31 protein-coding genes are annotated in these 25,937 nt (G+C 49.4%); 14 read left to right on the top strand and 17 right to left on the bottom strand.

The window, feature by feature from the left end:
• Positions 1-25: 25 nt before the first annotated feature.
• Positions 26-478 carry a MucR family transcriptional regulator gene (locus J7392_RS02640; protein WP_209216044.1) on the bottom strand — a complete coding sequence of 151 codons (453 nt, stop codon included), beginning with the start codon at positions 476-478 and terminating at the stop codon, positions 26-28.
• 274 nt (positions 479-752) lie between these two features.
• Here J7392_RS02640 and J7392_RS02635 point away from each other — a divergent pair, with 274 nt between their 5' ends.
• Complete coding sequence (locus J7392_RS02635; protein ID WP_209216043.1) at positions 753-2,606, top strand: RecQ family ATP-dependent DNA helicase; 1,854 nt, start codon at positions 753-755, stop codon at positions 2,604-2,606.
• Here J7392_RS02635 and J7392_RS02630 read toward each other — a convergent pair.
• Positions 2,593-3,390, bottom strand: a complete 798-nt coding sequence (locus J7392_RS02630; protein WP_209216042.1) for a hypothetical protein — start codon at positions 3,388-3,390, stop codon at positions 2,593-2,595. The two genes, J7392_RS02635 and J7392_RS02630, sit on opposite strands and share 14 nt — an antisense overlap.
• Positions 3,391-3,490: 100 nt before the next feature.
• On the opposite strand from J7392_RS02630, the gene J7392_RS02625 reads away from it, so the two are divergent.
• The gene (locus tag J7392_RS02625) at positions 3,491-4,204 is read left to right on the top strand and encodes a pentapeptide repeat-containing protein (protein ID WP_209216041.1); all 714 of its coding nucleotides are present in this window, start codon (positions 3,491-3,493) and stop codon (positions 4,202-4,204) included.
• On the opposite strand, the gene J7392_RS02620 is transcribed toward J7392_RS02625, so the two are convergent.
• Positions 4,188-4,910 (bottom strand): hypothetical protein, encoded by a 723-nt coding sequence (locus tag J7392_RS02620; protein WP_209216040.1) that lies wholly within the window; start codon positions 4,908-4,910, stop codon positions 4,188-4,190. The two genes, J7392_RS02625 and J7392_RS02620, sit on opposite strands and share 17 nt — an antisense overlap.
• A 102-nt stretch (positions 4,911-5,012) precedes the next feature.
• On the opposite strand from J7392_RS02620, the gene J7392_RS02615 reads away from it, so the two are divergent.
• Entirely contained in the window at positions 5,013-6,599 is a 1,587-nt protein-coding gene (locus J7392_RS02615; RefSeq protein WP_209216039.1) for a hypothetical protein, read from the top strand.
• A gap of 1 nt (position 6,600) precedes the next feature.
• On the opposite strand, the gene J7392_RS02610 is transcribed toward J7392_RS02615, so the two are convergent.
• Positions 6,601-7,560 (bottom strand): ATPase, T2SS/T4P/T4SS family, encoded by a 960-nt coding sequence (locus J7392_RS02610; RefSeq protein WP_209216038.1) that lies wholly within the window; start codon positions 7,558-7,560, stop codon positions 6,601-6,603.
• A 75-nt stretch (positions 7,561-7,635) separates the two neighbouring features.
• On the opposite strand from J7392_RS02610, the gene J7392_RS02605 reads away from it, so the two are divergent.
• The 4 genes from J7392_RS02605 to J7392_RS02590 all read left to right on the top strand — a co-directional run bounded on the left by J7392_RS02605 (position 7,636) and on the right by J7392_RS02590 (position 10,253).
• Positions 7,636-8,439, top strand: a complete 804-nt coding sequence (locus tag J7392_RS02605) for an adenylate/guanylate cyclase domain-containing protein (RefSeq protein ID WP_209216037.1) — start codon at positions 7,636-7,638, stop codon at positions 8,437-8,439.
• Between the two features lie 103 nt (positions 8,440-8,542).
• The gene (locus tag J7392_RS02600) at positions 8,543-9,082 is read left to right on the top strand and encodes a YcbK family protein (protein WP_209216499.1); all 540 of its coding nucleotides are present in this window, start codon (positions 8,543-8,545) and stop codon (positions 9,080-9,082) included.
• 11 nt (positions 9,083-9,093) lie between these two features.
• Positions 9,094-9,645 carry a DUF882 domain-containing protein gene (locus J7392_RS02595; RefSeq protein ID WP_209216036.1) on the top strand — a complete coding sequence of 184 codons (552 nt, stop codon included), beginning with the start codon at positions 9,094-9,096 and terminating at the stop codon, positions 9,643-9,645.
• A complete protein-coding gene (locus tag J7392_RS02590; RefSeq protein WP_209216035.1) occupies positions 9,633-10,253 on the top strand; it encodes a hypothetical protein in 621 nt (206 codons plus the stop codon). Before J7392_RS02595 ends, J7392_RS02590 begins: the two co-directional genes overlap by 13 nt.
• A gap of 98 nt (positions 10,254-10,351) precedes the next feature.
• Here the strand turns inward: J7392_RS02590 and J7392_RS02585 are convergent, their stop codons facing one another.
• The 6 genes from J7392_RS02585 to J7392_RS02560 all read right to left on the bottom strand — a co-directional run bounded on the left by J7392_RS02585 (position 10,352) and on the right by J7392_RS02560 (position 16,760).
• On the bottom strand, positions 10,352-11,281 hold the full coding sequence (locus tag J7392_RS02585) for a DUF4349 domain-containing protein (protein WP_209216034.1): 930 nt from the start codon (positions 11,279-11,281) through the stop codon (positions 10,352-10,354).
• Positions 11,282-11,403: 122 nt separating this feature from the next.
• Positions 11,404-12,597 (bottom strand): hypothetical protein, encoded by a 1,194-nt coding sequence (locus J7392_RS02580; RefSeq protein ID WP_209216033.1) that lies wholly within the window; start codon positions 12,595-12,597, stop codon positions 11,404-11,406.
• Positions 12,598-12,919: 322 nt separating this feature from the next.
• Positions 12,920-13,720, bottom strand: a complete 801-nt coding sequence (locus J7392_RS02575) for a hypothetical protein (RefSeq protein WP_209216032.1) — start codon at positions 13,718-13,720, stop codon at positions 12,920-12,922.
• A gap of 163 nt (positions 13,721-13,883) precedes the next feature.
• Positions 13,884-14,651 carry a hypothetical protein gene (locus J7392_RS02570; protein ID WP_209216031.1) on the bottom strand — a complete coding sequence of 256 codons (768 nt, stop codon included), beginning with the start codon at positions 14,649-14,651 and terminating at the stop codon, positions 13,884-13,886.
• Between the two features lie 80 nt (positions 14,652-14,731).
• On the bottom strand, positions 14,732-15,784 hold the full coding sequence (locus J7392_RS02565) for an endonuclease/exonuclease/phosphatase family protein (RefSeq protein ID WP_209216030.1): 1,053 nt from the start codon (positions 15,782-15,784) through the stop codon (positions 14,732-14,734).
• Between the two features lie 103 nt (positions 15,785-15,887).
• The gene (locus J7392_RS02560) at positions 15,888-16,760 is read right to left on the bottom strand and encodes a hypothetical protein (RefSeq protein ID WP_209216029.1); all 873 of its coding nucleotides are present in this window, start codon (positions 16,758-16,760) and stop codon (positions 15,888-15,890) included.
• Positions 16,761-16,851: 91 nt separating this feature from the next.
• On the opposite strand from J7392_RS02560, the gene J7392_RS02555 reads away from it, so the two are divergent.
• Both J7392_RS02555 and J7392_RS02550 read left to right on the top strand, forming a co-directional pair.
• Positions 16,852-17,307, top strand: coding sequence for a single-stranded DNA-binding protein (locus J7392_RS02555; RefSeq protein WP_209216028.1), 456 nt, complete (start codon positions 16,852-16,854; stop codon positions 17,305-17,307).
• Between the two features lie 103 nt (positions 17,308-17,410).
• Positions 17,411-18,190 carry a hypothetical protein gene (locus J7392_RS02550; RefSeq protein ID WP_209216027.1) on the top strand — a complete coding sequence of 260 codons (780 nt, stop codon included), beginning with the start codon at positions 17,411-17,413 and terminating at the stop codon, positions 18,188-18,190.
• Between the two features lie 55 nt (positions 18,191-18,245).
• Here the strand turns inward: J7392_RS02550 and J7392_RS02545 are convergent, their stop codons facing one another.
• Together J7392_RS02545 and J7392_RS02540 are read right to left on the bottom strand one after the other, a co-directional pair.
• Positions 18,246-18,668: a MucR family transcriptional regulator gene (locus J7392_RS02545; RefSeq protein WP_209216026.1), complete on the bottom strand. Its 423-nt coding sequence runs from the start codon at positions 18,666-18,668 to the stop codon at positions 18,246-18,248.
• A gap of 445 nt (positions 18,669-19,113) precedes the next feature.
• Entirely contained in the window at positions 19,114-19,647 is a 534-nt protein-coding gene (locus tag J7392_RS02540) for an NYN domain-containing protein (protein ID WP_209216025.1), read from the bottom strand.
• 361 nt (positions 19,648-20,008) lie between these two features.
• Here J7392_RS02540 and J7392_RS02535 point away from each other — a divergent pair, with 361 nt between their 5' ends.
• The 5 genes from J7392_RS02535 to J7392_RS02515 all read left to right on the top strand — a co-directional run bounded on the left by J7392_RS02535 (position 20,009) and on the right by J7392_RS02515 (position 23,687).
• Positions 20,009-20,692 carry a response regulator transcription factor gene (locus J7392_RS02535; protein ID WP_209216024.1) on the top strand — a complete coding sequence of 228 codons (684 nt, stop codon included), beginning with the start codon at positions 20,009-20,011 and terminating at the stop codon, positions 20,690-20,692.
• Positions 20,693-20,754: 62 nt separating this feature from the next.
• Positions 20,755-21,882, top strand: coding sequence for an HD domain-containing protein (locus J7392_RS02530; RefSeq protein WP_209216023.1), 1,128 nt, complete (start codon positions 20,755-20,757; stop codon positions 21,880-21,882).
• Position 21,883: 1 nt separating this feature from the next.
• On the top strand, positions 21,884-22,615 hold the full coding sequence (locus tag J7392_RS02525; protein WP_209216022.1) for a hypothetical protein: 732 nt from the start codon (positions 21,884-21,886) through the stop codon (positions 22,613-22,615).
• Positions 22,616-22,684: 69 nt separating this feature from the next.
• Entirely contained in the window at positions 22,685-23,488 is an 804-nt protein-coding gene (locus J7392_RS02520) for a manno-octulosonate cytidylyltransferase (protein WP_209216021.1), read from the top strand.
• Position 23,489: 1 nt separating this feature from the next.
• On the top strand, positions 23,490-23,687 hold the full coding sequence (locus J7392_RS02515) for a hypothetical protein (protein ID WP_209216020.1): 198 nt from the start codon (positions 23,490-23,492) through the stop codon (positions 23,685-23,687).
• A gap of 34 nt (positions 23,688-23,721) precedes the next feature.
• Here the strand turns inward: J7392_RS02515 and J7392_RS02510 are convergent, their stop codons facing one another.
• From J7392_RS02510 to J7392_RS02490, 5 genes are all read right to left on the bottom strand, one after another.
• Positions 23,722-23,985 carry a hypothetical protein gene (locus J7392_RS02510; RefSeq protein ID WP_209216019.1) on the bottom strand — a complete coding sequence of 88 codons (264 nt, stop codon included), beginning with the start codon at positions 23,983-23,985 and terminating at the stop codon, positions 23,722-23,724.
• Positions 23,986-24,002: 17 nt separating this feature from the next.
• Positions 24,003-24,350 (bottom strand): hypothetical protein, encoded by a 348-nt coding sequence (locus J7392_RS02505; protein ID WP_209216018.1) that lies wholly within the window; start codon positions 24,348-24,350, stop codon positions 24,003-24,005.
• Between the two features lie 178 nt (positions 24,351-24,528).
• Positions 24,529-25,020 carry a deaminase gene (locus tag J7392_RS02500; protein WP_209216017.1) on the bottom strand — a complete coding sequence of 164 codons (492 nt, stop codon included), beginning with the start codon at positions 25,018-25,020 and terminating at the stop codon, positions 24,529-24,531.
• Entirely contained in the window at positions 25,017-25,280 is a 264-nt protein-coding gene (locus J7392_RS02495) for a hypothetical protein (RefSeq protein ID WP_209216016.1), read from the bottom strand. Before J7392_RS02495 ends, J7392_RS02500 begins: the two co-directional genes overlap by 4 nt.
• Positions 25,281-25,377: 97 nt before the next feature.
• Positions 25,378-25,869: a hypothetical protein gene (locus J7392_RS02490; RefSeq protein ID WP_209216015.1), complete on the bottom strand. Its 492-nt coding sequence runs from the start codon at positions 25,867-25,869 to the stop codon at positions 25,378-25,380.
• Positions 25,870-25,937 lie beyond the last annotated feature (68 nt).

Below are 25,937 nucleotides of genomic sequence, written 5' to 3'. Positions count from 1 at the left end.
GATAGTTATCGCGCTGTAAGCCGGTTTAGGCTTTGGCTGTCGACTTTTTCTTGGATTCTGACCGGTCGTAAGTTCCGAAGCCGATTTGCTTTGCAGCGAACTGCTTCTTCTTCGAGAACTTGGCGCTGGTCATGGGGTAGCTGGGATCAAGGCCCCATTTGGCGCGATATTCTTCGGGGGCGAGGCTGTGTGCTGCGTTCAAGTGGCGTTTGATCATAGCAAAGCCTTGGCCGCACTCGAGGCAGATGATCTTGTCCTTTGTGACGGACTCTGTGGGATCTACTGCTGGAATTTGGTTGGTGGGGGCCGCCGCAGGCGCTGAACTCGTCTGCTCAGTTTGTACGGGTGTCTCGCCGTCCCTGGCGGGAATTTTGGACTTCAGATTTGCAAGGAAGTCGAAGATTTCCTCATCGGTCTTGTCTTTGCGAGAAGCGTAGGCTGCACCTATGGCCGCGAAGGAAGAGTAGAAAGTGTCCATGATAAACTCCGTTTTCGGTTAGTTTTTATGATGTCTGACACCTAGATGTTTCGAGCAAATAAGTGGTCAAGTCAAGCATACTTGTGAAATTTACTTGCAGAAATCACATTTACTTGTGAGAAATCGTGACCAAACCTCTATTTGTAACATAAAGAACACGTTTGTTCTGTTTATGTTCTCTTTTCTTGTAACATTAGATCACGGTTATAGTCGCTTCTAACCTTGATGGGCCCAAGTTATTAGCATATAGTAAAGGTGATTTCAGGATAAAGTAATGACTCAACCAAGATATTCCAGCGCAACCGATGCACTCCAATCTGTGTTTGGCTATCCTCAGTTTAGACCGGGGCAGGAGGAGATCGTAAATCATGTAGCGTGTGGCGAGAGCGGATTTGTTTTGATGGCCACCGGTGGTGGTAAGTCTCTTTGCTATCAAGTTCCGGGGTTGCTTCGAGAAGGGGTGACGGTTGTTATCTCTCCATTGATCTCCTTGATGAAAGATCAGGTTGATCAGTTGCGCAAACGCAAGGTTGGGGCTGCCTACATTGGGGGCACACAGACTCCTGAAGAAACCCGAGAGATCTTCGATGGTCTCAAGAGTGGCGATATCCAGTTCTTGTATGTAGCACCTGAGCGTCTCCAGATTGACGGGTTTGTCGCCTTTTTGAAACGCCTGAAGATTGCGCTTTTTGCTATTGATGAGGCGCACTGTGTGAGCCAGTGGGGACATGATTTCCGCCCGGCCTACCGAAATGTCGGGGCAGCGCTCGAGAAGTTTCCCGGTGTTCCTCGGATTGCTCTTACAGCGACGGCTGATGAAGCCACGCAATCCGACATTCGTGAAAGCCTGGGTCTCGTTGATGCTCGGAAGTTTTCAGCCAGCTTTGATCGCAAGAATATCGAAATCCATGTGCGTCAAGTGGAGAGTGAGAGCGATGCCTTTTCTGGTGTGAAGGAGTTCATTAAAACTCAGGCAGGTAACACTGGTATCATCTATAGAACCAGTCGCCGGAAGGTAGATGATACCGTGCTGGAGTTGGTGAAGCGTGGCGTGAATGCGGTTGGCTACCATGCGGGTATGCCGAGTGCAGAGCGTCAGAGGGTACAGGAGCGGTTCACTGAGGAGAAAGAGATCCTTGTGGTAGCTACGATTGCTTTTGGTATGGGTATCGACCGCTCTGACGTGCGTTACGTGATCCATTTGGATCCGCCCAGCACTCTTGAGGGCTACTATCAGGAGATCGGGCGGGCAGGACGTGACGGTGAGGAAAGCGTCGCTGTCCTGTTCTGCAACTCGAAAGCACTTGGAAAGCTTCGGGGCCAGGTTGAGATGAATACTGAAGTGTCGGACGAACGGAAATCTGTACTTCGGACCAAGGTCACCAACGTTATGGCCTTCATTGAGACCCCAACATGTCGCCGTGGTACGCTCCTGAGGTATTTTGGCGAGCAGCTTAAGGCTAAGTGCGGGAAGTGCGACAGGTGCCTTGATGCTCCGAAGTCGAGAGACGGATATGCTTTAGCGCAGACAGTTCTCAATGCCGTCATAAAGACTGGCGATAAGTATGGCGCAAGTACGATTGCAGCTATCATTTCTCCGGATATTTCGCTGAATGCCACTATCGACGAGACAAAGCGCGACCTATCAGTTTATGGAAGTGGACGCGGCCTTAGTCAGGACAACTGGAAGAAGGTTATCCGCCAAATGATTGGGGCGGGGCTTCTATCGCTGCATGCTGATCGCTTTGGGGCTCTATCTGCTACCGTCCTAGGACGTCAGATTATGACCAAGCCCATTCGGATACCTTTGATCGGTAGCTGGGTGGATATCGCGCCTAAGGTGGAAGAGGGCGGCTATACTGCTTTGGCTGAAGGTCAGCGGGATAAGCTTCCTGCCGAACTCAAAGAAGCCTTCGACACACTTAGAGATATGTTTTCCGATGAGCTTGAAGATAAGAGCGTACCTGTGCGTGACCTTGTGCGATTGGTGGAAGCTCGTCCGCAGTCTGAGGAAGAAGTGTCACGTGTAAGTAAAAATGCGTTCATTGTGTCTCAGGCCCCTGAAATCGCCGCTATATGGGCACGTGATCAGGAGCCTGAGGAGTTCGATCTTTCTATAGATCTATAACCCAGTCGACGTAGATACGCGCAAGGGCGCCATTGAGGCTTACGTGTGTGGTCTCTTTTTGTGAACTTTGAGGACCTGGGCGAACTGTGCAGGTCTTTCCATCATCGTTCATCTCGATAATGCCAACAGCTTTGCCGTCATCGAGGATAATGTCATAGACGACGCCGTCTAGTTCGCGGTCACGCACAACCTTGAAGCCCTCGTTTACGATTTCATCCTCGGATCCTGCTGCTGGCGCAGTCTCTTTGGAAGGCTTCTTCGCTGGTGCTGGCTTGGCCTCGGCGCTTTCGGTTTTTTCTTTTTTCGGGCGGCCGGGTTTGCGCTTGGGTTTTGCTTCAGCGTCAGCTTTTACCTCTTCAGGTTTAGCTTCTGTTTTCTTAGGTCTTCCAGGCTTGCGCTTGGGAGCAGCTTCTTCAGTTGTTTTGACTTCTTCCTCCGACTGTACCTTCTTAGGTCTGCCGGGCTTGCGCTTGGGCGCTTCGGTGGTTTCCTCTGATGCTGGTTCCGAGGCCACTTTTTTTGGTCTGCTGGGTTTACGCTTAGGTGCCGGTACTTCTTTTTCTTCAGAATCTTTGACTTCTTCTGCTTTAACGTCGCTGGGAGTTTCAGTTTCCTGAGTAACCGTGGCGCTAAAAAGTCCTTCCAGTAGGTTTGTCACTACCGGTAGAGCGCTCAGAGGTATCTCGCCAGAGTTTCCTGTCTCTGTATCGGTGATTTTAAGGAGTCCTTCGCCCGGTGTCCCGTGGGCTTGGAAGCGTGTGGGAAGTGATGTCTTAGTCGCCATTATTTTCTCCGAATGCATCGTTTGAACATGCCATATGACTACAATAAACATTTTTCAAGCTTCGCGCACTATTTAAAATTGTGGGCGATAGGAACGATGCATGCCGAATGACATCATAATAAAGGATCTCGAAGGTCAGGTGCGTCACCGCTTTTCTCCCCACCCGGCGAGCGGACGACTTCCCACGTGGAACGAAATATTTTCTACATTGATGATGGAAAACGGGAAGAAGCTGCGCAGCCTGGATTTCTCAAGCGCAATCAAAGAACAGGTGTCTTTAGGTGATTTAGAACTTAAGAATTGCGTACTTGATTTTGAAAATATGGAGAGATCTTCGCTTATCCAATGTACGTTGACCGACGTGACGATTTCGCAATCAAGCTTTCATCATATTGCGGATAAAGCCTCATCCGGTGACCGGTCCATGGGAACCTTGTTTAGTAAATGCCGTTTCGAGGGCGTGACTTTTCGGGGATGCGACCTCGTAATGAGCAAGTTCCATGGATGCACCTTCAGCAGATGTAAATTCATAGATTGCGATATGAGGAATGTGTTCTGGTTTGATCGGTCCTCATGCAACGCTCAGACCTGGGATGCGATCCCGGACATGGGAGATCCATTTTCAGACAGCACGCTCAAAAATGTCCGTGTTGGACATCCAATCAGTAATATCGTCAGCTTGCCAATTCAAATGATGATACCGCAGTCATACAAAAGCATATGGTCGTGCATGAATGCGGTACAGAGAAAGCTCACCCGAGTATCGTACATGATGCACGAAGACTCGGGTGAAATATTCAGGTCGGCGATTTGACAGTGCCGAGACGGTAGCTTTTGGGGTTAACAACACCCAACTCCACACCCTTCGCGTCGAAAGCATCTTCATAAATTAGGCGAAGTCTGCTTTTGTTCGGCTCTAGGCCATCGGTACTTGGTTGCATCAGGTTGCTCTCAGGGTGGCCTTTGCGGAATGCAGAAAGCTGCGCTTCGAGACCAGCGATATGCATGGAGTTTACGGCCATCTGATTGCTGGAAGCGTCACTCTCATGAGTTTCCGACATGCGGCGCAGAGTAGCCTTCATCTGAGATATCTTGCGATCTTTCTTTCGCGTCTCAGTGCGAACACCAATAATGATTTCCCGAAGCTCAGCCTCTTTCATCTCGGCGCCCTTCAACGTCTTTTCAAGAGAATGCTCCAGATCCGATTTGGTCAGGCTTAGGGTGTATAGTTCTGACTCCAGGGACTCGATCTTGTTGGTTAACTCAAGATACTCCTGAGTACCTGCGTATCCATAGATCGTACGCAACATTTCCTCATCATCAGGAGCAGCATCCTCTTCACGATGAACTTCCGTCGAACTGGGAGTAGTAGCCTCTCCCGAACGCAGTTCTTGAATCTCCGCATTTTTGCGCTGAAGGATTTTGGACGCTCGATACAGTCGGTTGCGTAGCTCTTCATTTATGAGAGCTAGCGACTCTGGATCGGTGCTATCCGGTTTTTTCATGTAGGGGACTGTCATATCGAAAACTCCAATTTCGACCTTTTATACATCTAATCATGGTTAATCTTCAACAAACGTCTGAGCATAACAATATGAATGGTTCATTAACATGATTTGCATATGTATTTCTTTAAATTGACCATATCTCGTGGTGAGAGGCAGCTCGGTGAATTAATGCGCGATGCAGGTAACATTCTTAGTAAACTTCAGGAGGTCGAGCGAACCGTCTATGCAATCCTGAAGTCAGAGGCGAGTAAGGAAAACTACGCTCTGAAGAAGATGTATTCTGACTATGAGCGCAAGAAAGAACAGTACAAGGAATCTCTTGCCGAAGCCAAAATTCTAAAAGAAGCAAAGCCTTCTTTAGCTGTTAGATACCTTCCCATAGCTGGCCGAATGGCTAGCCAATCCCTTCAGGATCGTGCGGACAGTGCGACGCGAGTTGCCAAGAAGCTAAAGGCTTCCATGAATAAAATATCTGACGGCGCAGCGGACAGGCGGGGTCGAATTAGGACCTACAAAGACTACGCAGTGTGGTTCAGAGAGTTCTCAGTGTTTGTAAGGCATCATTCATCTTGGTTTGATGGATCCTTTGAGATGCTTGTCGCCCGACTTGAGCAGGGTACACGCTCGATTAAGGCCTCGAAGGGGTACACCAAAGGCGCTGATCTAATCAGTTTCCTAAGTCGTCATAAATTTGAGATGGAAAGCTGGGTTGATAATGTGCGTGTCCAAATCATGGAGCTCGCGGAGCGCCCCTCTCCGGTTCATCGAGATCCCGAAAAGATACGGTCAGAGATCACTTCAACCGGGAGCACGCGTATCTACTTACCGGCGCCATTGTCTGTGCAGGCACGCCTAAAGAAAATGGGGGCCCGGGTCGACGATGATGTTGCTGGCAAGAAGTTTGGCATCAGCTCATTGTATTTGGATTACTCTAAAGACCTCAAGTTGATTAAGACCCGGTTTGAGAGGCAGCTGCCGTTGATCTTCCGGACGAAGAAGAAGCCATTCTCTTTTGAAGAGATGCCGAAGAATGCTGGGGGTCAGAACCTTCGCAAGGTATTCGAGAAAGAGTCCTGGTCGTTCATCCGTGACACGATGTTGGGCACCACAGGTAAGCGCTGCTCGGTTTGTGGCGGACAGGGCGGCAAGATGCTGGATAGCTTCTACACCCAAGCAGGGGACCAAACCCGAAGAGATACAGTAGACTGTCATGAGGTTTGGGAGTTCGAAGTCCTAGATGCCCAAGAAGGGATCGGCGTTCAGAGACTAAAGAAGCTCATGATGGTGTGTGTGGATTGCCATATGATGTTCCACGAGGAGTTTGCCATCTCCAAAGGCTACCGTGAAGGAGCTGACGCGGACGGTATCCGGGAGTTCTTGCGTGAGCGGATGGCGGCCCTGAACGGGGTGGAGAGGGCTGATATCGATATTCAGCGTAATCGCGAGATGGAAGTGACCCGCTCTAATGAGGGCGTAGATACCTGGCTGATGGACTTAAGCTATCTCCAAGAGAACGAAAATATGATGCACCAGGAGCCTGTCTTCCGTGAGGAAAATGAGGCAGGGGTTAATCCTAGCATGATCGCTGGTCTCGACTTCGTAACGCAGGATGGGCAGAACTATGAAGCAAGAGAGGTTTCAGAACTCTATGAAGAGTTGCTCCGGGAAATGGAGCAGACGGTCGGCCAAGGCTTTAGGTAATTTAGCCGTATCGGCGTGTCATAGCCGGTAGGTTCTGTCGTTCGAGGGCCGTGCTGAGCTGCTCGATCTTACCGTCACGAAGCAAAGTGCGAACAGGATCTGTTCTACCGTTCACTTCAGCATAGAGCAGAGACATGTCGACGCCATGCGGTGAGAGCTTTTGATTGATAGCTGCGAGGAAGCTTTCGGCAATCAGGGCATCTTTGCGGTCACCACAGATAGGGTCTGCGAGCTGCCTGAGAGCATGGATGGCATCTTGATTGGTGCCTGCATGAATGGTTGTGATCACCAGGTGCCCTGAGGTTGCCGCACGCAGCGCCTGAGCGGTGGCTTCAGGTGTTCTAAGTTCCCCTAGGTAAATGTACCGAGGATGCCATCTAAGGGCCATTTTTAGGTATTCTGCCCATTCTTCATCTTCAGTAACCTCAAATTGATAGCAGGTTCCTGATTGCCCCCATGTCTGAGATTGCAGATCATATTCTACCGGGTCCTCGATAGTCACACATACGTCACCCCAGTGCTCAAGATAGTGCCCAATTAGTGCGGTAGCAGTGGTTGTCTTACCTTGGCCCGTTGCCCCGTTGATTAGGATGAGGCCAGAATCCTTTGCGAAAAACTTGAGCTTTTTCTGAACATACCCAGGAATGTTGAGAGCACTCATATGCGGCACGTCTGTAGGGATCTTCCGCAATGACGCCCAAGTTTCCCGGTTAGACGTATTGTAGCAGCTCACACGATAACGAACACCATCGTATTCCAGCGAGAAGTCTCCCCCATTTCGCTCCAGAATAGCTTTCCGAAGATGTCCAACCCATTCGTCATATTTTTGTGGGACCGTGACGATAGGAGGAAGGTCCTTCCCTTTGGTAAAGGGGCGCATCCGCGTTGGTTTGATCTCAGTACTTCCACCTTTTACGTGGATGTATAGATCCATAAATCCGATGTTGGAGAGACTCTTCATGGCTATCTTTGTTATATTTCATTAAGCGGCGTTCCCTACATAGGTATCTACAATAGCTTAATAGAAGTTCACAAAATGACGCTCGCAAAGAAAGCGCCTTCTAATAAGGCAAGAAAAAAATCCAAAGAGGGCCGTCAGCTCTCAGTTATCCTAGCAGCGGATGTCGCCGAGTACAGTCGCCTCATGGCAGAGGACGAAGCACGCACCTTGGCTCTCCTAGAAAGGGCGAGGCGTAAGATAGATGCCCAAATCGCCAGCTACGGTGGCCGGATCGCCAACACGGCTGGGGATAGTATCATTGCGGTTTTTGGTGGGGCTACCGATGCCCTAGAATGCTCAATCGAAATCCAAAAGTTTCTACGGCGCGCGAACAAGAATTATCCGCCAAACAAGAAACTACTGTTTCGCATCGGCCTGCACATGGGGGAGACGTTTTCTCGGGGTAAGGATATCCTTGGTGCGGGTGTTAACATTGCTGCCCGGATTGAGGGTAGCACTGAGCCTGGCGCCATCTGTATGTCAGAGGCCTTCTTTTCGGTTGCCGATCAGAGCGTCATCGATATGCCGGTCGCAGATCGAGGTAAGATTGCACTGAAAAATATCGCAACACCCATTCAGGCATACGAGATTATGTCTGCTCGAGCACAGTCTAGAAGCGTTGAGTTTCGTCATAAAAAACAGATCAATGCCCAGTATCGCTACCTGATCGTTTTTGGCTCTGCTTTGGGTGTCGTTGTCTTTGCCGCTCTGTTCTCGTGGTCGGTAGCTTATAATCTGACACGTGTTTCAAATATGGATGAGAAAGACCTCGTCGAAGAGCCTACGCAGCACGTTCCCGGCTATCCTATGCCTGTCCTTCCCCAAGGTGGATATCAGTAGTAGGGATCATGAATTTTGCAAGTACAACCATGTAGAATTAACGCTCCTTTAAACTGTCTCTGGCATACCTCGATACATCACAAGATTATACGAGGTACACACAATGAATTTTGATCGTAGAGGTTTCATCAAGGGTGGTGCAGCAGTAGCAATGGCGGCCGCTTTCCCGGCAGTAGCACAAGCGCACGCAAGCAGCGGTACGCGGGCCCTGAAGATTTACAATGTTAATAACCGTGAGAGCATCCATGCGACATTCGTTCGCGATGGTAAATATGACCAGGAAGGTATCCGCCAGCTGAACCACTTTATGCGTGACTGGCGCAATAACCAAGTTCACAACATCGACTTGGATGTGTTCGAAATCCTTTATGGTATTCAGACACATTTGGGCGTCCAAGAAAGCGGTCTTCATCTGATCTCCGGCTACCGTAGCCCAGCGACTAACCGCATGCTCCGTAGCCGTTCTTCGGGTGTAGCGAAGTACTCCCTGCATTTGGATGGCCGCGCCGCTGACATTCGCGTTCCTGGCGTTAATCTGTGGAAGCTTCGTGAAACTGCTCTGAAACTGCGGGCTGGAGGCGTGGGCTACTACACAGGCAGCAATTTCGTTCACGTCGACAATGGTCGCGTACGCACCTGGTAAGGAGGTTACGGATGGATCGCAGGAGATTTCTATCTCGGGCAGCTGCACTGTCAGTTGCGGGTGCGATGGCAAGTCCTATACCGGCAATGGCGGGGGTTAATGACCCCGCCACAAACAAGTCCATTCGTCTCATGAACGCCAATAACGGAGAGCGGCTAACTGCTACTTTCTGGCGCGGAGACTGGTTTGATGCTGGCGCTATTGAAGAGATTAATCACTTCATGCGTGACTGGCGAAAAAATGAAGTCATCGATTTTGATCCCTATCTTGTCGGTATCCTTCATAACGTCTGTTTGGATACACGGTATGGCAAAGAGGTCATCGTACTTTCTGGTTATCGCACGAAGAGCACTAATGACTGGCTGCGTCGAGACCCCAGATACAACGCTTCCAAAAACAGTCTGCATATGTTCGGGCGGGCTGTAGATTTCACTCTTCCCCAGAGACCTTTGAAAGATGTAAGGAATGCGGCTCGTCGTTTTCAAGTTGGGGGACTAGGTTACTACCCAACACAGAACTTTATTCACATCGACACTGGGGAACAGAGATATTGGACATCGTAAACTATAAACCCTATGCGGGTATCGGGTCTCGGGACCTGCCGTCTCATATCTTTGATATTATGGTCCTGATCGGTCGCATGATGGCCGAGGACGGATGGACGCTACGTTCCGGGCATGCAAAAGGGGCTGATATAGCGTTTGAGATGGGCTGCGATGAAGCAGGTGGAAGGAAGGAGATCTTCCTTCCTAAAAAGGGTTTCAACGGAAGTAAGGCGGAGTTTACCCCGCTTGGTCAGGAGTACTATGAGCTGGCAGGACGCTACTATGATATAGACCAGGGTGATGCGCCTTGGCCGCGAGCCTCCGATAATCCGAAATGGAGGCATCTTCCCGATTGGTCGACTATGTTTCATGCCCGTAATACACAGCAGATTTTTGGTAAGAATTTAGATTCCAGAACCGATACTGTCGTTTGCTATACGCCAGAGGGCAAATGGAAAGGCGGAACCGCGATGGCTCTTAGGCTCATCGAGGAGGCCAGAGCGGCAGGAGATGCAATGGTATTCAATCTCGGAGAGGAGCGGTACTCAGGGATGCGCGCTGAAGATATTTTTGAGTGCATTATTGATCGAAGATATCCGGCCGAGAGGCAGATGAGCCTTCTGTAATTGGCTTCCGAGTCCTAATAGAAAAGGCCCGTTCTGTTATTTCAGAGCGGGCCTTCATGATTATATGCCGTCAATAAGACAACACCATTACAATAGTATTACTTACGTCTGCGCAGTGCAGAAATCGCAATCCACATCGCGAATAGAATTGTAAGCCCAATTACATAGGGTAGTATTGCAGCCACAAATCGGACAACCTTGGCTGTATTGCTTTCAAAGATGACGCCAACTTCCTTAAGAGCATTCTTCAAGTACGGTGGGTGATCCGGTGTCTCGCTCAGATGGTCGCTGAAGAAGTTGATGGAAGCTGTGATGCGGTCAGTCCGGATGGAGATGCCACGCATTTGAGCTTCCATGGATTCGATCTGACCCTGAACTCGCGCAAGCTCTCTTTCGATTTCCAGAAGGCTGCGGATGTTCTGCCCCTGATAGCTGTGAACTAAGCTTTTAAGGCGGCTTCTGAGCTCTTTCTGGCTATTCAGACGGGCTTCAATGTCTTGGTACTGGTTGGTGCGATCAACAGCAGATCTGGAATGGTTCACCAAAGACACGCCGTGTTTCTCGTCACCCACAACGTCCATGTAGCGATTGAAGTCATCTGGCTCGATGCGAACCGTTAAGCTGGCACTCTTGGTGACGCCCTGAACATTCAGGTTCCCATTTACGACCTCGCAAGTCTGCGAGGAGCAGGCGCTGAACGCCCGTTCGTATTGATCTGCAACCAAATCACGGTCGACTTTAAATCGAAAATTATGAGATCCCTCTACGCGCCTATCATTATCCTGTGGGGTGGGCGACATTGAGGCCATACCAGAAGACATCGCCGCAGTTGGTGCCGTTTTCATAACAGCTCGGCTACTCATAACGTCGGCCATTATGCCTTCTGATTGGTGAAACGAGGATTCTGGGGCAATAGGGCCTCTAACTTCGGTGAAGGAAGCGGCAACAGCAATCGCAACGGCAATTACGATACCGCCTGCACCGAAGCCTATGATCTTCAAATTCTTTTTTCGCATAATCTCTTTCATATTATTCTCCAAGACAATCAGGTTGTATATTGAGGCGTTTCATTAAAATGCTAGTCAGCATAAAAAAATGGCCCCCGTCGCATCCGGACGAGAGCCATTGATGTGTTCAGTGTCGGACCTGCTTACCGTGCTGTCCGATGCATTAGGATTGCTGCTTCGAATGGCAGAGAATTTTGATCCTCAATCCAAACGGCAAGGGGGCCGACGGACAGTACGGAGTTGGACATGCCTTCGAAGCCAGTTTCGTCGGAGTTATAAATGGATACCTTGCCGACTTTATCGCCTTCGGAAACAATGTGGTAGGATGGCTGCTTGGTCGGTGTCTTCACAAACTTGATTTGGTCAGCCGTAGCTTTGATCTGGGAAATCTCGTTCAAGAGCGCGGCAATCTTTTGCGCGTTCTCCGGTTTATCCCAGTAGTCTTCCCCATTTTTGACGATGCTACGATCAACGACTTTGCACATCTCTTCAACGATTTCGAGGTTGGTCCCGAAATCCACCTCATAGCCCTCACCTGCAATGTGGTTGAAGGATACGAAGGCATGTCCAACATCGAGACTTGTCACGAAGAAATCGTCTTCAGCGTTCCCGAAGTCACACTTACGTTCAAAGAGTTCGGCCCATTCAGATGCTGTGAGGTCATCATTCAGGTCGATCTCGGAGCTAAGAACATTCGCGATCAGACGCTCTTTCAGGGTGCGTTCTGCCCACGGTTCTGAGGCCATTTTCTTGCCGCTATGGCGGCTGAGACGGTTCATCCAGTCTTGGTCCGGCGTGTTGAGTGCCAGGGCAAGAGAGGAAATATGGCGCAGATCGTTGTGGCCAACCCGGATGCGCATGGTTGTCGCCTCGGAGGTGCCGAAGGGCCGCGAAGTCAAACGGTCCATCGTCCCCATCATGATAGCGGGGATGTCGGCAGCAACTGTAGGACGAGAAATTAGGCTAAAAAAGTGACGGAAATTGCTGAAATCTTCGCAATCGCCAAAGTTCTCGTTGTCGAGGTCATTCGAGCAGAGGTACAGGTCCGACGAATGTGTCGGCGCCGTCATCATATCAGTCGCGAAGATGTCTGCATGCTGTTCGGGTAGAACGGCTACCTTCTTGTCCGGCATAAAGGATTCCAGGAGGCGAGTAGCAAAACTTGCACACTTGCTCTCGCTCACCTCATCGTCTTCTTTGGTCTCCATGAAAAACATCGCCTCCATGGAGACTGTGATGCCAGTCATCTGGCTGTTTTCATTGGCCTTTGCGGCAGCCGCCTTCAAAATGTCTTGACCGATATTTGTAGTTCCAGTCTTACCAGCTTGTACGCTCATTGGTGTCCCTCGAAATTATTAAAACCCTTTAATCATCTGGTAAAGAAAACGTCAAGCTATCCTTGATGAAAAAAATGAAAAAGTTCCATCTGTGAGTCGAATTGTGGATAAGATCTGTATATGTTCTCTCATTGTTCTCATTCTGTTCTCAAAAAGAGAGATAGGCGCTGGTCATAATGACAAGCATAATGAAGCATAACCTAAATTCTATACTTATAGTCGGCAGAAAAAATATGAGTAAAAAAGGACAATCCCCATATTCTTAGTAGTGTGCAAGCATAGGGTTGATGGGTTTCCGTTTATCGACCCTATGCGAAGTTCCTCAGAACTTGATAGTCAGCCCTATTTTGGCGATGGGGTAGATCTTGAACTTGCTGATGGTGTCCTCAATGTCATCAAGTTCCTGTTGGAACCTTGGATCGGATGATGCTCCACCCGAGCTAGATAGATCAACGTCGAGGCCGGTAAGGAACATGGCGCCAATGTCTGCGCTCAAAAATATGTTCGGGGTGATCTCACCGTGATAACCAATTGTGGCGACTTTGGCTGGATCCGTGTATCTGATCGTACCGGCGACCTGTGTATCGCCTGATCCTATAAAGCTCGTGCCACCTCGAGAATATCCATCAGGAAGGGTACCTGATAGATCATAAGAGAGATCATTCATCCTAAGGCCGCCGCTTAGCCTGAAATTACCGCCAGTTGGGTAGAGTTCGACCATGGCGCCGTAGCTTTCCATGTTGCCAGACATGTTGAACTCGCCGCCTTCAGCTGCAAAATCGAGGTCTGCTTTGCCTTTATTATAGGACCCTCGAACGCCCAGATATTTGCTTCTCATGCCGACATCGAGACCGTAACCGAGCGTACTGGCGTGTGGAGTGAAGTAGAGACCTGACGGATCGTTGGGGTCTTTTTCAGACGTGAAGTCAGGGGTGAGACTCTTGAAGCCTTGTGTGAAGCGATCAACCGGACCTGAAGAGCCCAGAACCTCGCTCGGAGACGCTGTTGGAAGCGATGCGTAATGTCCGGTCTCCATATATACCGAGCCATTGCGTTCGCGGGCTTCTGAAGCCATTGGAGCGATCATGACCGTTGTTGCTAGTAGAGTGGTAAGTAGTTTCATTATGTGCTGCCTATCTAAAGTCCAAGTCATCAAATAGGCAGCACACGTTCACTATGGTTTAATAAGACTTAAACTTTACGGTGCAAAAGCATCCTAGATCCAGCGCAAGAAAAAACCCCCACCATTAGGTGGGGGTTTCCGTTGACTGCAAGGTGTTCGGTGATCAGAAGCGGATCGACAGACCAACCTTGGCGATTGGGTAAACTTTGAACTCAGATAGTTCGTCTTCTAGGTTTTGACGCTGTTCTTCCATCTCATTTCTGAAACTTGCAGAAGTGCTGGGATCGTCAGCAACACCGCCCGAAGCTGCCATCATGATTGAAGCTGCACCTTGGTGCATCGCGCCAAGATCAAAGTTGAAAGACACATGATCACCGATATTGCCGTGATAGCCGACGCTGACAACCGGTGCCCATTTGGGGAACGTAACCTCGCCATTCACGACAGTCTCATCTGGGTGAGTATAGGTTGTGCCATTATAGTTGAAGGTGCCGTTGAAGGCTGCATCCATGGCTACGCTACTCTGATTTCTGCGAGCGCCAACACCGATTGTCAGGCCGCCACCAAAGGGATGAAAGTCAACCATGGCACCGTAGGAGTTAAAGTCGGCATCAATGTTGAAGTCAGTGCCTTCATAGTCGTAGGTGCCATCCCAATCGTAGGTGCTGTAAACGCCTCGGACACCCAGATTTTGGTTGAATTTATAGCCCACGTCAAAACCATACCCAAGTGTGCTGACGTTGGGAGTAAAAGAAAACTCTCCACCGTTGTCTAGGCTTGCGGTTGCTCCGGTGCCATCATCATTCGAGTTGCCGCCGAAAATGGGGCTATCGAGGAGAGGGTTCTCCATCAGAAAGCCGGATTCAGCCGCATGTAGGGGAGCGGCCAAAGCAGACATGGCTAGTACACCTGAGAGTAAAATCTTCTTCATTCAATCGTCCTTTAAAAGAGTTACCCCCACAGAGTATGCAGCGGGGGTAACTAGAACGTTTAAGAACGATTAATTGTGCTTTAGCTGCAATTTCGGGCGCGACGGTAACCCGCCTGAATTGCCATCTGTTCTGTTGCGAACTCTTGCAGATTCGGAGATCTTGCCATGTCGTTATAGCTACCGCATCCTGGAAGATGGTAGATTTCAGAATTTTTGTTGCCTCGAATAAGCGAAGTCTGTTCTTCGAGCTTCAGCATCCGGGGGTCGAAATGGCCGGACTCTTCATCCATATCGCTCAGGATCATGTACACAGGCGCATGATCGGAAATCTGATCGCGCGTTTGTTTGTTGGACATCCCAGTATAGCTTGGAAGATCAAAGATGCCCGCCTGGACGTGAGCCCGTAGATTATTCGGTACCCAGATATTGTCGTAGAGGTTTGCATACTCGCCGTCTTTGTAGGCAAGTGTCGTACCGCCTACAGTAATCAAAGGTGTCGCTACCTGCTTTAGCGCATCCCAGGAGTACTCTTTAGGCTCCATGTTGAAGTCACCCATCAGGAAGAACTGTTCGTTAGGGAAGCTTTCCCCCAGCCAAGCCCAGTAAGAAGCCAAAGCTTTGATCTCGGGTACCCGATCCTCTTTCCCGTCACCGTAGAGGACGTGAATATTGGCCGCTACAAATGTCTCACCCTCGTTTGTACGGAACCGAGCAGAAAGAGGTTCGCGAGCAAACACATCCCTGCTGTCGAGGAAGACCACAGCGCCATCCACGTATTGGACATCAGACTTCCGCCAGAAGAATGCGTAGTGCTCTTTATAGGAGCCTCGTCCGATGGCATGAGAGGGCATCATCCCCCATTCGCTACCTGTAACTTCCTGCAACTCGTTTACAAGTCGCAACAACGATGGCTCGTCCATGACTTCTTGGACTGAGATAAAATCGAAATGTGCCATCACTCGAGCAGCGGTTTCAAATTTCAAATCCGCATCGCTGCTATCAAGTCGTTTCATGTTCCAAGAAGCGATGCGGGTGTCGGCCGCCGCTTCAGCTGTCCAGATCACACAGGCAAGGAGAAGCATGCCTACGTAAGTGACTAGGTTGCGAAATTTCTCAGCAGGATGGCTTAACATGAAATAATCTTCCAGATGTGTTTGTCTATTATTGGTAACTTAGCAATATATAAGGATAGTGTCAACATTAGATAGCTTTGTGCTCATCTAATAATGGACACTTCTATCTGCTTCGGAGCGCAAAGCCTTTGGCCTCTGGCAGGGTAATAATAGAACCCGTTCTCCACCAAGATCTGTTGTAGTCCACTATTGACCCTATGTTTTTGAGGGCCCTGCCGATCTCGAGTAAAGAGACCTCCTTTATGTCACTCCTTCGGCACATATCCCGCAGGGAGGTTGCGCTCATCCCTGTTAAGTAGGCGTGGTGAAGTAAGGGCAGGGGGATCAAGTGGTCGTGCTCTTCGAGCCATTTAGTGAGGTTCGTCCTGAGATCATACTCCAAGTTCTTATCGTGAACTTTCCCCGTCAGGTCGATGTCTAGGTCTCGTACCTGAGCAGTGGGGACGACCTCACCAAGGCTATTGGCAAACAGTCTGCCCAAGAGGATTCCTGACCAAGCAGCGTACCGCAGCGCGAGGGTGAGATGGTCTGGATTGCCAAGCGATTGGCGTTGTAAAAGCATTATAAGCTCACGGAAACGAGGGGCTGAAATAGAGTTCTCACCTGGTCCGCATCCAGTCATGAGCAATGCGTGGAAGGCTTGCTGGTCATCGTAGCTGTCGAATTTTGTTGTCCAGCTTGCTTTCAGGACACCCCGTCCATCAATCTCGGTAGAAAATAGTAGCCGCAGTGGAGGGCAATCAACCCGGCGAGGAAGTGACTGCCACTTCTGGAGGGTGGTTTTCATATTTTTTGCGCGCTTGGGGATTACCTTTGTAAGGTCTTCTATGCGATCAAGTGTGGTCGTAATAAGGGTAGCTGTATGTGTATGTTCAGTCTCGATCTCGCTGAGACTTGTGCGCGCATCTGTGATGAGACCGGCAAGTGTCTCACCGGCTTCACTATGGGTCGAAGGAAAGGATTTCTGGGCGGGCATGACAAATAACCATGAATAATTCGTATCTATGCTTGCATATTTGTGCGGATCGGTTAAAAGTTATCCCATAGAATTTTAAAGGAGAGCATTTATGTTCATCAACGACGTTCGTCTCGTGGGGCGCCTCTACGACAAACCTGAGTTTAAAACTTCCGGCCAGGGCAAGAAGTATGCGGTGATGAACCTGCAAACCGGACGCCTTTTCAAGAATCGCTGGGTTTTCCAGAAACACCGTATCGTATGCTTCAAAGCTTCGATGTTCCCTGTCCTCGAAAAAAGCGGTGAAAAAGGTGTTTGGGTCACAGTTCAGGGCGAACTGACCTACTTCGCTGGAGGCTCGTCTCAGGTTACGGTTGCGGAGACTTCGGGGCAGATCGAGTTTATGTTCTCGGATCTCTGGCGCACTGACGAAGAGATGACAGATGAAGAATACGCGCTTGTCGGCGATGCTAAAGACTCCGGCTTGGATTACGACATGAATACACAAGGTAATTCCGGTAGTACGCAAGATCAAAGCAAGGATCTCGATGATGAGATTCCGTTTTAACGGCATGAATAGAGATGAATAAATCGTAATTTAATCATGTTATGGTTAAAGGGTTGGGCCGCTTGGTATATGCCGGGCGGCCCAATTCATTTTTGAGGCTTTTATGAGAAAAGTTCAGTTTCAGTTTGCCAAATTTGGCGTGTTTGATGGTCAAACAGATGGGGTGCATTTTCTGGGGCATCCTACAGTATACATAACCGAAGCAGTTCGCCGACAGTTGTTGGACATGTTGAAGGATATAAATAATCCTGCCCTTTCCGTAGGAGACTGGATTGAAGAAGTTTCGCAAGCTCGTCGCAGCTGGGGGGATAACTTGATTCCACTGTGGGGTCTTCCGGTTTCGTTTATTGAAAGCGCTACCGTACTAGAACATCAGAATATGAAGCCGATGGTGGATCCGAAATCTGTTCAAGAGGTTTTGTTGGATGGCCACTACTTCGAAATCGTGATCAATCATGAGACGAACATACCTGCCGGATCAACCTGGCTAAATAAAGATCGCCCAGATTGGCGCATTACCAACCATGGGACCTTCCGAAATGTTCGTGAAGCACGCATGAAGTTAAATCTTCAGGAAGCATCAGAGCGTAGAAGTAAGGTAGCTGAACAGGAAGACGTAGATATCTTGGAAGGCGCGGTCTTTGAGCGTCGATATGCATGCTCTGAGCGGTACGTTGGGGATCTATCCAAATTCGTTAAAACGCTTCCTGAAGAGGTTCTATCGATGACGGAGGATCAGGTGAGAAGCTGGGCATCCTTGGTCCTCTCTGAGGCTCAGAAGAGACACAAGGATGTGTTTTGGTATCTTGGTGCTTCGCCTTTGGAGATCCGTGTCCGCAAAGAAGCTGCTCTTGCAGTGAATGCTCAGTACCTCGATAAATAATAGAGCCGCTGACCCAGTTAAGGATCAGCGGCTCTTCTTAGCACCTGGGTGTCGATCAGACCATTTCGGGCGTGCGGGTCCGCTCGTAGCGACCCAGGCCGACCGACTTGGCCGCACGCGCCTTCTTCACCGAGTAGTTGGGGGCTGTCATCGGATAGTCGTCAGGCAGGTTCCACTTCAGGCGGTACTGCTCAGGTGTCATGTTGTAGGCCTGCTTGAGGTGACGCTTCAGCATGGTGAATTTCTTGCCGTTCTCAAGGCAGATAATGTAGTCGTCCTGAACGCTGTCTTCCACGGGGACTGCCGGGATCTGCTTGGTGGGTGTCACGGCGGCAGGCGCGGTATCGGAAGAGCCCATTACTTCGTGAAGACGAAGGGTGAAATGCGCGATCTCTTCGACTGTCATCTCGGTCGTGGCTGCACGAGCCGATACCAGATCAACAATCTTTGCGTTCAGTTCTGCGTTAAATGCTGTCATTTTGTTCTCCATACTTTCAAATAATGCTTGTTGTTCTTTAACTACTTTCTAACCTTTTGGTTCATGAAAGTAAAACAAACATTAATGTAAGTGATCATGGAGTGTCAAAACTGTGGCAGAGTCGCCACAAGTATAGTTTGCGATCTATCTATGGTTAGTGGTCTGTCTGTGTAATTAGTGGGCCAGAAACCACCCTGTTACCAAGGTCGACCTCAGCCCATCGTGTAACTGTGTCCTTACCCTTCACGTCCCATTCCTTAAGGACGGTACCTTGAGCGGAGATGTAGTCTCCGTGCAAGGCAACGGTAGCGATCTTAGGTGTATTGTCAGGAGTGTTCATCTGTTTAAACCCGTAGTTTGCTATACTTGCAACATTACAGGGCAAACATTTAATGAGGGTAAAAGGAACCCGAAGTGCCGAGTTCCTTTTGATATTGCTTGAGGATCAGCTGCGAGCTTCCCGCTCGATGACTTCGCGGAGATCATCAATATCGATGAAGTTGTCTGCTTGTCTGCGCAGCTCGTCGGATACCATTGGCGGGGAGGACTTCAGGGAAGACATGATTGAAACCCTTTTTCCCATGTCTTGGAGTTTTTCAACAAGGTATCGATAGTCACCATCGCCAGTCCCCAGAACCATATGATCTACATGCTCAGCGATCATCATCGCGTCTGTGGTGAGTTCCACTGTCATGCTTCCTTTGAAGCGAGGTCGTCCGAGCGCGTCCGTGTATTCTTTTACTGGTTTGGTTTTTACTGAGATGCCATTGTAGCTCAGCCAGTCTGTAAGGGGACGAACAGGGTTGTATTCATCTTTCTCGTTAAGCGCTGTGTAATAAACCATCCGCAACAACCGGCCGCGCCGTGCAAACTCTTGCTTCATGCGCTTATAGTCTATTTCCAGCGACAAGGATTTAGTTGCAGAGTGCAGATTGGGACCATCTATCAATAGCGCCAGGCGTTCGTCTTTATAGAACATTCAGGGGTTTTCTCCTGTTTAATATTTGCTAAGTCTGGTTCAATAACTCGGACCTCGGGTGTTAGGTCCATATTAAAAGGCCGTCAACTAATTTTTTCAGTATAGAGAAAAGGTGTGGAATCGGTCTTCGGCAACTGTTTCTTGATGGGTATCTTGCCATCTCTTGCCTGACGTAAGGTCCACTAAAGTTTCCCAAAGAAAGGAACGTTTTAGGTGTTGCATCGTTTTCTCTTAAGTGTAGAAAGCAAGTTCACCTTCAAACGCTCCACGCGGGACCCGGCATGCTGCTTGGAACCTTTGTGTGCAAGTCTGGGGGATTCGATTGGGCGCTAGGTCTGATTTAAGGATTGAAGAGAACCCTATGAGTGAAGCAGCCAGGGTAGTGATTATCGACAGCGATGAAGCGGTAGCCGCGTCGATGAAGAAATACCTTCTCCAGCGTAAGGGCACGCCGTCAAGCTACTACATTGACGGCAAAGCAGCCCTTCTAGCCTGTGAGGAGCAGGACTACGACGTGCTAGTATGTGACGCCGTTCGTAGTGATGTGCTCGTCGAGGACATTATTAAAGCTGCTCGCCTGAAAAAGCCGGGCTGCAAAGTGATCCTCACGACGGGGATGCGATCTACCCAAGTGGAAAGCGAAGCTAACCGCCTTTCTGCTGATCTCTTGCTTGAGAAACCAGTGAATATTAAGGAGTTTGGCGTGTATATCACGCAAGCTCTCGGCATGAAGGCAAAGGGATCCAGAAGCTCCAAGCCCGGGCTCCAGATTATCGACCGGAAGCTTGTCGGTCATACAGGGGATGTTGTTAGCCTTACGAAAAAGGAAGCAGCAATCCTACAGGAACTGATGTCACACCAAGGTAGGCCAGTTTCCCGAGAGTTTCTTACGGTGACTGCGCTAGGTCGGGAGTTGGCCTATGGCGATAGGTCATGTGACGTGCATATCTCCAATATCCGCAAGAAGCTTAAGGAAGCCTATAAGGATAGTGTCATTCTTAAGCCAGTGCGCGGTAAGGGCTACGTCCTCGACTTTAGCTCCTAATTGGCGGGTTTTTAACTCCGCTACGCTAATTGCTTTGCAACGCATGCGAAGCAGGAAGCGTCATGGAAGACAAACTGGAAGAGGCCCTTCGACTACCCTTGGCGGGTAAGCCGCAACGGAAGCTTCTTCTGCGCGTCTATAACAATTTCACGACCTCTGACTTTATTAGATGCGTAGAATTTCTAATTGATAACAATTTCTCATGGGTGACAGAGCCTGAGAGAGAAGCTGCAAAAGAAATTTCAAGGCTCGCCATTAGTACGATGAGAGGTAACCTATACCACTCTCCGGAACACGCTTTTCATGTGGCTTTTGTCGCCTTAATATTAGCACAAGAGTATCAATCGGTTGTACTAAGCTCGAAGCTTAAGTTTCTTTTGTTCATTGGCGCTCTAGGGCATGATATTGGCCATGACGGTAGAATGGATAGCTCTGGTAGCTTCGATCTCGAGACAAGGAGCGCAGACCTAGTTGTAGAAGCGATGCGAAAACATGGGTTCTCTCAAGAAGATATCCTATTGGTTCGCACTTTGATCCTAGCGACATGCGCCCCGCACCGTAGGCTTATCATGAGGTTGGTGGACGCGGTCGAGATGGACGCTTTGGATATTGTTTCCCCACTTCTGAAAATACCTGAGCAGCTATCTATGTTGCGTGATAACAAAACTCTCATCAGTATGTGCGGAATATTATCTGATGCAGACCTGTTCTTCTCCGTAGCGTTGGGCAAAGATGCAAGCTTTGAACAATCTGAAAGGGTGTTCGCTGAGGCAGATGCCTGGCAGGGGCATGAAAGCTCACTATCAATGCTGGCCCGTAGGCAGGCATTTTTCAGGTATGTGGTTACAGGGAACTTTGCTTCGCCATCAGGTGTGAAGTTTTCGCCCTCGCTGGAGCAACTATGGGGCGATGCCTTTGGTGAAAATCTATCCTTAAGCTCTACATCTTTCTCTAGAAGAGCCCGCTATCTTGGTCGAGAAGACCGAGAGTTCTTGCGGAAATCTATCTTCTGCTGGGCGGGTGGTTTCAATGGTTTCAAAGAATGCGTGGTCGAGAGTGTTCATGGTCACATGATACTCCGCCGGGGGAAACAAGCTTTTGCCATGACGAGATCAGGCCTAATTCTTGAAGGGTGCATCGACCAGGGCAATTTCAAAGGAAACTCGTACCTTGGTGCCATGGGAGGATAACATGCTGAGAAAGTTTTGTTTTGCAACTCTAAGTATTTGTTTTGCAGGCGCTGCTAGCGCTCAAGATTTAAGCTATTCGGGATCTGGATATCAAGGTGGAGGCACCACTATCACAGAGGGATCAGGGTCGTACCAGGATACATCTCAACTCTTTCTAGATGACGAATTGGCAAACCTTCCGAGCGATCTGACACATGAGCGCTGGGGAAAAAGACATCAGCCGTTCTTCAAAAAATATGATGTGGACCGAGATGGGGTTTGGAGCGAACTCGATTTGGTTGGTATCGACGAGGATTACGTTAAGCGGTGGGCGACCAATACCGTCGTCGATACATTCTCATTCTGGCATCCAAATCGGATCGCGCATGCCAACCAAATCACTGCTGAACTACAGGTCATCTCCCAACGCAACGATTTCCTTGCCGCCACAGCCGATGCAGCCTCTTCTGCAAGAGGTGCTTTGACGGACATCGGACTTATGGGCGATAAGGACGCGCCAATGTATATCGAAGCCAACCCGGATGGGGACGCTCAGATTGTCCGTCGGGGAAGTGTCGCCGAGAAATCCCGGTCTTGGGTGGAAGTGTCTGTTCCTATCAGTCTGAAAATGACCAGCGGCACCAATGTGAGCGAAGCACAGTATGTGGCCCATATTATTGCTATGACGCGGTTCCCGGTCTATGATGGCGACGATACTTGGGCCCTTTGGAACCTTTCGATAAGCGGTAAATGATAGCCTAGCTTTCATTCGAGCATAACTTCTGTTCGATATGATGCAGTCATAGATATCGGAAAGATTATTATGACTGTTAACAAAAGAGTTTTGATTGTTATCCCAGCAAGATATGCGAGCACGCGTTATCCTGGGAAACCTTTGGCAGAGCTAACTGGCGCAACCGGAAAGACAAAAAGCCTGGTACAGCGATCATGGGAGGCTGCTATGTCGGTAAAGGTGGCTGATAAAGTCGTCGTCGCCACTGACTCAGAGGAAATTTGCAAGCACGCACGTAGCTTTGGGGCCGAGGTCGTGATGACCCCGGAAAGCTGTGCCAATGGTACTGAGCGTTGCTCATATGTCGCCAAGAAATACCGCAACTACGATATCATCGTGAACTTGCAGGGCGATGCACCGTTGACCCCAGCAGCCTTTGTCGAAGATCTCGTACTTGCATTTGATGATCCCAATATAGCGGTAGCAACGCCTGTCCTGCGTTGTGATGCAGAAGCTTTGGCTGGCTTTAAAAATGACAGAGCGAACGGTCGGGTAGGCGGCACCACTGTGGTCTTTAATAATAAGATGGAAGCTCTCTATTTCTCTAAGGAAGTTCTCCCTTACACGGGAGAGGGCGTCCCCGAAGAGATGCGCATGCCTGTTTTCCACCATGTTGGTGTTTATGGCTACCGCCGCGAAGCTTTGGCGAGGTACATGGATCTTCGTGAGGGTCGCTGGGAAAAATGGGAAGGTCTCGAGCAGCTTCGCTTCCTAGAAAATAGCGTGAAGGTGAAGTGCGTTGAAATGGGGCGTGGTTATCAGTTTTGGGAACTCAACAACCCGACTGACGTGCCTATCATCGAGAAGATGCTTAGAGAGGCTGGCATAGAGTAATATGACCTTTACTGAATTCCTCTTCGTAGCATTCTCAATTTTTATGGGATTTTTGGTTGCTGGAATGTTGGGGCTGGAAGCTATGGGGGCTGCAATTTGTGTTTTTACGGCCCCCATGTGGATGTATCTAGTTGTCGTCTTCGTCGCCAAGATTATCAGTAAAATAAGAAGCTTTTTTAGAAAAGATGATCGAACGTGATAGGACGGACCCTAGCTGATACTGAAAGCAACGATCAGTTTTTGAAAGAAGGCCGGTCGTTAACCACGATAACGTAATTTTCGTGAGTGACTGGGATAGGGTCCGGCTCACCTAGGCGGAATGGCTTGGATAGAACCAGGCTGTTTTCCTCCACATGAGCAACAACGTGCCCCATCATCTTGTTGGTGGGGTGGGTTGCCACTAGGTCGATAATCATCGCGCCGGATAGGTTGGTTTCGATCCCTTTGATGATTGTGCAGTGACCGGTTAGGATCGAGTGCACATCAATCGGGGACATGTAGATAAGTCCCCGGTTCATTTCATCTCACCTTTTTCAATACCGAGGGCCTTGCAGGCTGAGGCGAGTTTTGCGCTCGCTTTGGTGCGGATTGCTTTTTGGCGCCGTGCCATTGTCTCTTCACGGGTCTCGGCAAGCTTTACTGCGGTTTCGCAGGGCTTTTTTACAGGTGTCCAGTATGCTGTGAAACCATTGGGGCCCATGTAGAAGCGAACGTCTCCGTCGACATCATTCTCTTCTTTAATGGTATCTACGGCCGCTTGCAGAGCGAGGCCGATGTGTTGGGCAGTGTTGCCATCTGCAAGAACGTCGAGGTCTATGGTCTTTTCAGCAGTAGGTGCGAAGGTTGTAAGAGGAGTGTTCATGTTGTTTGCTCTATTCTTGGTGTTGCAAGGATTAATAGGGTTCTATCCATCATTAACATGGTCTGTCAACGGTTGAATTAAAGAATAGTTCATGTTTCAAAAATATAGGCAACAAAAAACCGCCACGAAGGCGGTCCTTGGTGCCAGGCATCTGGCGATCAGTTCTGTGAACGGTACCTTATTCCGGTCGCTTGACGTCCACGTGGGTTACCTTGATGCCAGCTTTACGAAGGTGCTCGATCCCATCTTTGAGCCGATAGGGCTCTGCATAATATACTTCTTTGATCCCAGCGCGATGGATGAGCTTGGCGCACTCAAAGCACGGCTGGTTGGTGACAAACATCACGGCATCTTTCGAGCTCTCACCTGAGCCTGCAAGTTTTCCGATAGCATTGAACTCTGCATGCATGACTTCTGGCTTGGTCACCAGCTTATACCGGCGCCCATCTTCACTTACATGGGGAAACTCCTCTACGCAGGCGGTATCTGTCTCAGCATAAACGGTGGTTTCGCAGGGTTCAGACCATCCCGGTGGAGTTCCATTGTATCCATAGGAGGGGATGCGGTCGTCTTTCACGACTACGGCGCCAACCTTCAGGCGCTTCGAGTGTGAAAGATTGGCGAAAACGAAGGCCGCTTTCATATAAGCTTCGATGTGCTTATTTTTCATGCGGACTTACCGCTGTATTTCGGACCTCTAAGTCCGATAGCGATGCAGACCGCCAGCATTTGGTCTGCGTCCGTCATCATTTCTTTTGCGTCGTCGTAGTTTTCTGGGTCGCACGCCAAGATGTTCCGAGCGTGGTCGAGCAGGTTTGTGATTTCACGAAGCTTTTTTTCGGATTGGAAGGCTTCGTCTTCTAGTCGGGCGATTTCTTCTATCATCAGGTCGGTTGAAGGGGTTGCTACGTCAGCTACGTCGAAGGGCATGAAAAAATCCGTTTTTTGCTTGTGATTGGGCCAACATGTGGCCCGTTGTTCTTCTGTTAGCAAGCAAAGACAGGTTCAGTCAACATCTTTTTCATGATTAACCATGAATAGTTTCTGATCTAGCCTCCCCGAACGTCTTCTCATCATGGATTTTGGGGGGCGTGAACGTCTCAATCCAAGCCCTTGCGCCGCACGATAGGGGCGTTGCAGAGTGGATAAGCAAGACTGGTCCATCAATCTCGATGCGGTGCCCGTAGCGTGCCTTCATCCCGGGGCTTTTTACAGTGAAGACTGGGATCGTTGTGCGATCTCTCTTGTTCATAGAGATGTGGGATCGGTTCACGTGGATGATATGGGGTTTGCTGGAGTGGTTGGGCTTACCTTTAAGAGGTCGCACGTCTCCGTCAGTCTCAAACCAGGTTGAATGAGGGTCTCTTGCAAAGTCTGACGCTTGCTTAAGGGTGACCGGCCCGAAGAGTTCAGCGCAGACATGTTCGTCGCCGCTCATAATGTCGTGGAAGACGGGAAGCATCGTACCCGCCTTTCTGCTTTCGATGATCTTATGAGGTAGTACAATAAATTTATGCATGCTTAATCCAGTAATCGGTGTTGTGTTATAGTAAAATTTGCGATCAAGCAAGGAAAAACAAGAACAGA

This window comes from Sulfitobacter sp. R18_1 (assembly GCF_017743915.1).
Taxonomy (GTDB): Bacteria; Pseudomonadota; Alphaproteobacteria; order Rhodobacterales; family Rhodobacteraceae; genus Sulfitobacter; species Sulfitobacter faviae.
The sequence above is the reverse complement of the archived record's forward strand: the minus strand, read 5'-3'. Positions and strand labels throughout refer to the sequence as shown.

What these genes read in the sequence shown, in the direction of transcription:
- J7392_RS02510 (WP_209216019.1), bottom strand. Translation starts at nt 23,985, where the DNA reads ATGTCCCCGATTGATGTGCACTCGATCCTAACCGGTCACTGCACAATC.
- J7392_RS02605 (WP_209216037.1), top strand. Translation starts at nt 7,636, where the DNA reads ATGACGCTCGCAAAGAAAGCGCCTTCTAATAAGGCAAGAAAAAAATCC.
- J7392_RS02505 (WP_209216018.1), bottom strand. Translation starts at nt 24,350, where the DNA reads ATGAACACTCCTCTTACAACCTTCGCACCTACTGCTGAAAAGACCATA.
- J7392_RS02525 (WP_209216022.1), top strand. Translation starts at nt 21,884, where the DNA reads ATGCTGAGAAAGTTTTGTTTTGCAACTCTAAGTATTTGTTTTGCAGGC.
- J7392_RS02635 (WP_209216043.1), top strand. Translation starts at nt 753, where the DNA reads ATGACTCAACCAAGATATTCCAGCGCAACCGATGCACTCCAATCTGTG.
- J7392_RS02500 (WP_209216017.1), bottom strand. Translation starts at nt 25,020, where the DNA reads ATGAAAAATAAGCACATCGAAGCTTATATGAAAGCGGCCTTCGTTTTC.
- J7392_RS02595 (WP_209216036.1), top strand. Translation starts at nt 9,094, where the DNA reads ATGGATCGCAGGAGATTTCTATCTCGGGCAGCTGCACTGTCAGTTGCG.
- J7392_RS02580 (WP_209216033.1), bottom strand. Translation starts at nt 12,597, where the DNA reads ATGAGCGTACAAGCTGGTAAGACTGGAACTACAAATATCGGTCAAGAC.
- J7392_RS02550 (WP_209216027.1), top strand. Translation starts at nt 17,411, where the DNA reads ATGAGAAAAGTTCAGTTTCAGTTTGCCAAATTTGGCGTGTTTGATGGT.
- J7392_RS02540 (WP_209216025.1), bottom strand. Translation starts at nt 19,647, where the DNA reads ATGTTCTATAAAGACGAACGCCTGGCGCTATTGATAGATGGTCCCAAT.
- J7392_RS02600 (WP_209216499.1), top strand. Translation starts at nt 8,543, where the DNA reads ATGAATTTTGATCGTAGAGGTTTCATCAAGGGTGGTGCAGCAGTAGCA.
- J7392_RS02615 (WP_209216039.1), top strand. Translation starts at nt 5,013, where the DNA reads ATGTATTTCTTTAAATTGACCATATCTCGTGGTGAGAGGCAGCTCGGT.
- J7392_RS02535 (WP_209216024.1), top strand. Translation starts at nt 20,009, where the DNA reads ATGAGTGAAGCAGCCAGGGTAGTGATTATCGACAGCGATGAAGCGGTA.
- J7392_RS02640 (WP_209216044.1), bottom strand. Translation starts at nt 478, where the DNA reads ATGGACACTTTCTACTCTTCCTTCGCGGCCATAGGTGCAGCCTACGCT.
- J7392_RS02625 (WP_209216041.1), top strand. Translation starts at nt 3,491, where the DNA reads ATGCCGAATGACATCATAATAAAGGATCTCGAAGGTCAGGTGCGTCAC.
- J7392_RS02575 (WP_209216032.1), bottom strand. Translation starts at nt 13,720, where the DNA reads ATGAAACTACTTACCACTCTACTAGCAACAACGGTCATGATCGCTCCA.
- J7392_RS02630 (WP_209216042.1), bottom strand. Translation starts at nt 3,390, where the DNA reads ATGGCGACTAAGACATCACTTCCCACACGCTTCCAAGCCCACGGGACA.
- J7392_RS02495 (WP_209216016.1), bottom strand. Translation starts at nt 25,280, where the DNA reads ATGCCCTTCGACGTAGCTGACGTAGCAACCCCTTCAACCGACCTGATG.
- J7392_RS02490 (WP_209216015.1), bottom strand. Translation starts at nt 25,869, where the DNA reads ATGCATAAATTTATTGTACTACCTCATAAGATCATCGAAAGCAGAAAG.
- J7392_RS02515 (WP_209216020.1), top strand. Translation starts at nt 23,490, where the DNA reads ATGACCTTTACTGAATTCCTCTTCGTAGCATTCTCAATTTTTATGGGA.
- J7392_RS02555 (WP_209216028.1), top strand. Translation starts at nt 16,852, where the DNA reads ATGTTCATCAACGACGTTCGTCTCGTGGGGCGCCTCTACGACAAACCT.
- J7392_RS02620 (WP_209216040.1), bottom strand. Translation starts at nt 4,910, where the DNA reads ATGACAGTCCCCTACATGAAAAAACCGGATAGCACCGATCCAGAGTCG.
- J7392_RS02570 (WP_209216031.1), bottom strand. Translation starts at nt 14,651, where the DNA reads ATGAAGAAGATTTTACTCTCAGGTGTACTAGCCATGTCTGCTTTGGCC.
- J7392_RS02610 (WP_209216038.1), bottom strand. Translation starts at nt 7,560, where the DNA reads ATGAAGAGTCTCTCCAACATCGGATTTATGGATCTATACATCCACGTA.
- J7392_RS02565 (WP_209216030.1), bottom strand. Translation starts at nt 15,784, where the DNA reads ATGTTAAGCCATCCTGCTGAGAAATTTCGCAACCTAGTCACTTACGTA.
- J7392_RS02560 (WP_209216029.1), bottom strand. Translation starts at nt 16,760, where the DNA reads ATGCCCGCCCAGAAATCCTTTCCTTCGACCCATAGTGAAGCCGGTGAG.
- J7392_RS02585 (WP_209216034.1), bottom strand. Translation starts at nt 11,281, where the DNA reads ATGAAAGAGATTATGCGAAAAAAGAATTTGAAGATCATAGGCTTCGGT.
- J7392_RS02530 (WP_209216023.1), top strand. Translation starts at nt 20,755, where the DNA reads ATGGAAGACAAACTGGAAGAGGCCCTTCGACTACCCTTGGCGGGTAAG.
- J7392_RS02520 (WP_209216021.1), top strand. Translation starts at nt 22,685, where the DNA reads ATGACTGTTAACAAAAGAGTTTTGATTGTTATCCCAGCAAGATATGCG.
- J7392_RS02545 (WP_209216026.1), bottom strand. Translation starts at nt 18,668, where the DNA reads ATGACAGCATTTAACGCAGAACTGAACGCAAAGATTGTTGATCTGGTA.